This is a genomic window from Craterilacuibacter sp. (genome assembly GCF_051659485.1).
Classification (GTDB): domain Bacteria; phylum Pseudomonadota; class Gammaproteobacteria; order Burkholderiales; family Chromobacteriaceae; genus Craterilacuibacter.
This window is the reverse complement of record NZ_JBOFOO010000295.1, coordinates 1-2,708: the sequence shown is the minus strand read 5'-3', so window position 1 is coordinate 2,708 and position 2,708 is coordinate 1. Positions and strand designations below refer to the sequence as shown.

Sequence of the window (2,708 nt, the reverse complement as noted above, 5' to 3'; positions counted from 1 at the left end):
TGCATTCTTTAAATTCTTAGCAGAGCTTGATGAGCGTACTTTTTAGTTCGGAGTATTTTTCCATCGCATGCAGGGATTTGTCCCTGCCATTGCCGGACTGCTTGAAGCCGCCGAACGGGAAGTTCATGTCGCCGCCTTCATCGTAGCAATTGACCCAGACCGTGCCGGCCCGGAGGGCACGGGACACTTTGTGTGCCGTTGCCAGATCCGATGTCCACACCGCTGCGGCCAGTCCGTATTCGCTGTCATTGGCAATGCGGATGGCTTCCTCTACCGTGTCAAAAGTGATGATGGACAGTACCGGGCCAAAAATCTCTTCACGGCAAGTTGTCATGTCATGGCGCAGGCAATCAAAAGCGGTTGGTTCGATGAAGAACCCCTGTTCGGTTCGTGTCGCTTTCCCGCCGCAAACCAGGGTGGCGCCTTCTGCCTGGCCCTTATCGATATAAGACAAAATTTTGTCGTACTGGATGCGGTCGACGATGGCACCCATGCTGGTGTCGGGGTCGAGCGGATCGCCCGGCTGCCAGCCTTGCGCGGCTTCTTTGAATGCAGCGAGGAAAGCCTCCTTGATGTCGCGGTGAACCAACAGGCGTGAGCCTGCGGTACACATTTCGCCCATATTGTAAAAAATGGCGGCGGCGGCGGTGCGGGCGGCTTTTTTCAGGTCAGGGCAGTCGGGCAGTATGATGTTGGGCGACTTGCCTCCCAGCTCCAGCCAGGTGCGCTTGAGGTTGGATGCCGCTGCATCGGCCGCAATCAGCTTGCCTACTGCGGTCGAACCGGTAAAGGCAATGCAGTCGATGTCCATATGCTGCGCCAGCAGCTTGCCGGTATCGCCTGCGCCTGGCAATACCTGGAAAATACCGTCCGGGATGCCGGCATCTTTCGCTAGCTGGGCAATGCGAATGGCCGTGAGCGGGGATTTTTCCGACGGTTTGACGATGACCGCGTTGCCGGCGGCCAATGCGGGGCCAAATTTCCAGCTGGCCATCAGGATGGGGAAGTTCCACGGCACGACTGCGGCGACTACACCGATGGCTTCACGTGTGACTAGACCGACCAGTTTTGGGTCGACCGGCGCGACTTCGCCTCCAATCTTGTCTATCGCTTCGGCAAACCATTCTACGCAATAGGCCGCACCGGCCACATCCACGCTTTGCGTGTCGGAGATGGGCTTACCTGCATCCAGTGTTTCCAACAGCGACAGCTCGTCGCTGTGCTCGCGTATTAGTGCGGCAAAGCGTTTGAGGATGCGGCCGCGAGCCAAGGGCGCCAAGCCCGACCAGATGCCACTTTCAAATGCATGGCGGGCTGCCTTGACTGCGGCATCGACTTCGGCCTGGCCGCACCAGGCGATTTGCGCCAGCGTCTGGTTATTGGCCGGGTTAATGCAGGTGAAGCTGCGGCCATCGGCTGCGCTTGTATATTCGCCCGAAATAAAAGCACGGCCTTCGATGTGAATTTCTGTGGCCAGTTGTTGCCATTCTTGGTAATTGCGGGTCATCTTGTCGCGCTCCTTGTGTTGTTTTTTTGCAAATATGGTCTGCTGGTGAGACTTAAAAAGTGGGCGGCGAGTTAGCACTGACGATTTCGCATTGCTCGCCAGTCAAGTTGCGAAAGCGGTGTGGCAAGCGGCTGTCAAAATAATACGCGTCCCCAGGGCCCAGCTCGCGGCTTTCCCCGTTGACCGTCAGCTCAATCCTGCCGCTGACAATGACGCCACCTTCTTGTCCTTCGTGTTCCAGCATGTCCGGGCCGGTATCGGCACCTGCTTGGTAGCATTCCCTCAAGATGGCAAGGTCGCGTTTCTCATATGCCGTACCGACGAGCAATAGCTTGATGGCGTCATTCCCCAGATTTGGCAGCTCGTCCGCTTGATAAAACACCGTGGGTGCTTTGGGTTCGGCGTCAAAAGTAAAGAAATCGGCAAGCGTCATCGGCATGCCCTCCAAGACCTTTTTCAGTGAGCTGATAGACGGGCTGACCCGGTTCTGTTCGATCAGAGAGATGGTGCCGTTGGTGACGCCCGCGCGCTTGGCCAACTCGCGCTGGGACAGCTTCAGGCGCTCACGCACCATCCTTAGCCTCGCTCCGATATCCATATATTCTCACTTGCGTTAACTGATGTTAATAATATTAGACGAATAATGTTAGCTGGATTGTAGAGTGGTGTAGCATTGTTGCAATGCAAAATGGAAGAATGTTGCAAATCAGCTATTTTGTAGCCAGTATCCGTTCATTGCTGTGCTTGCATGTGAATTTTTTTAAACGCACCTTGTTTGATTTGTCCACACAGTATGACAGGAGACTGAAATGTTGATTGGTGTTCCGAAAGAGATCAAGGTGCATGAGTACCGGGTTGGCCTGACACCATCCGGCGTGCGCGAGCTGGTGGTGCATGGCCATGAAGTGATCGTGCAGTCTCAAGCCGGGCTGGGGGTTGGATTTACGGATGAGCATTATATTCAGGCCGGTGCCTCGATAGCATCCAGTGCACAGGATGTATTTGCCCGTGCCGACATGGTGTGCAAGGTCAAAGAGCCTCAGCCTGCCGAATGCAAGATGCTGCGCCCCGGTCAGTTGCTGTTTACCTATCTGCATCTGGCGCCGGACCCGGACCAGACGCGTTTGCTGGTCGAATCGGGCGCCATTGCCGTCGCGTATGAAACGGTGACCGATGACAAGGGCGGCCTGCCTTTGCTGGC

Annotated in this window: 2 protein-coding genes and 1 pseudogene; 1 reads left to right on the top strand and 2 read right to left on the bottom strand. The window is 55.8% G+C overall.

Features of this window, described 5'->3' with window-relative positions; translation table 11 throughout:
• Positions 1 to 16: 16 nt before the first annotated feature.
• A complete protein-coding gene (locus ACRC1E_RS10290) occupies positions 17 to 1,507 on the bottom strand; it encodes an aldehyde dehydrogenase (protein ID WP_438515004.1) in 1,491 nt (496 codons plus the stop codon).
• Positions 1,508 to 1,559: 52 nt separating this feature from the next.
• A complete protein-coding gene (locus tag ACRC1E_RS10285) occupies positions 1,560 to 2,105 on the bottom strand; it encodes a cupin domain-containing protein (RefSeq protein ID WP_438515003.1) in 546 nt (181 codons plus the stop codon).
• A 211-nt stretch (positions 2,106 to 2,316) separates the two neighbouring features.
• Between ACRC1E_RS10285 and ACRC1E_RS10280 the strand changes: the two are divergent.
• Positions 2,317 to 2,708: pseudogene (locus ACRC1E_RS10280) on the top strand (alanine dehydrogenase); the annotation flags it as partial.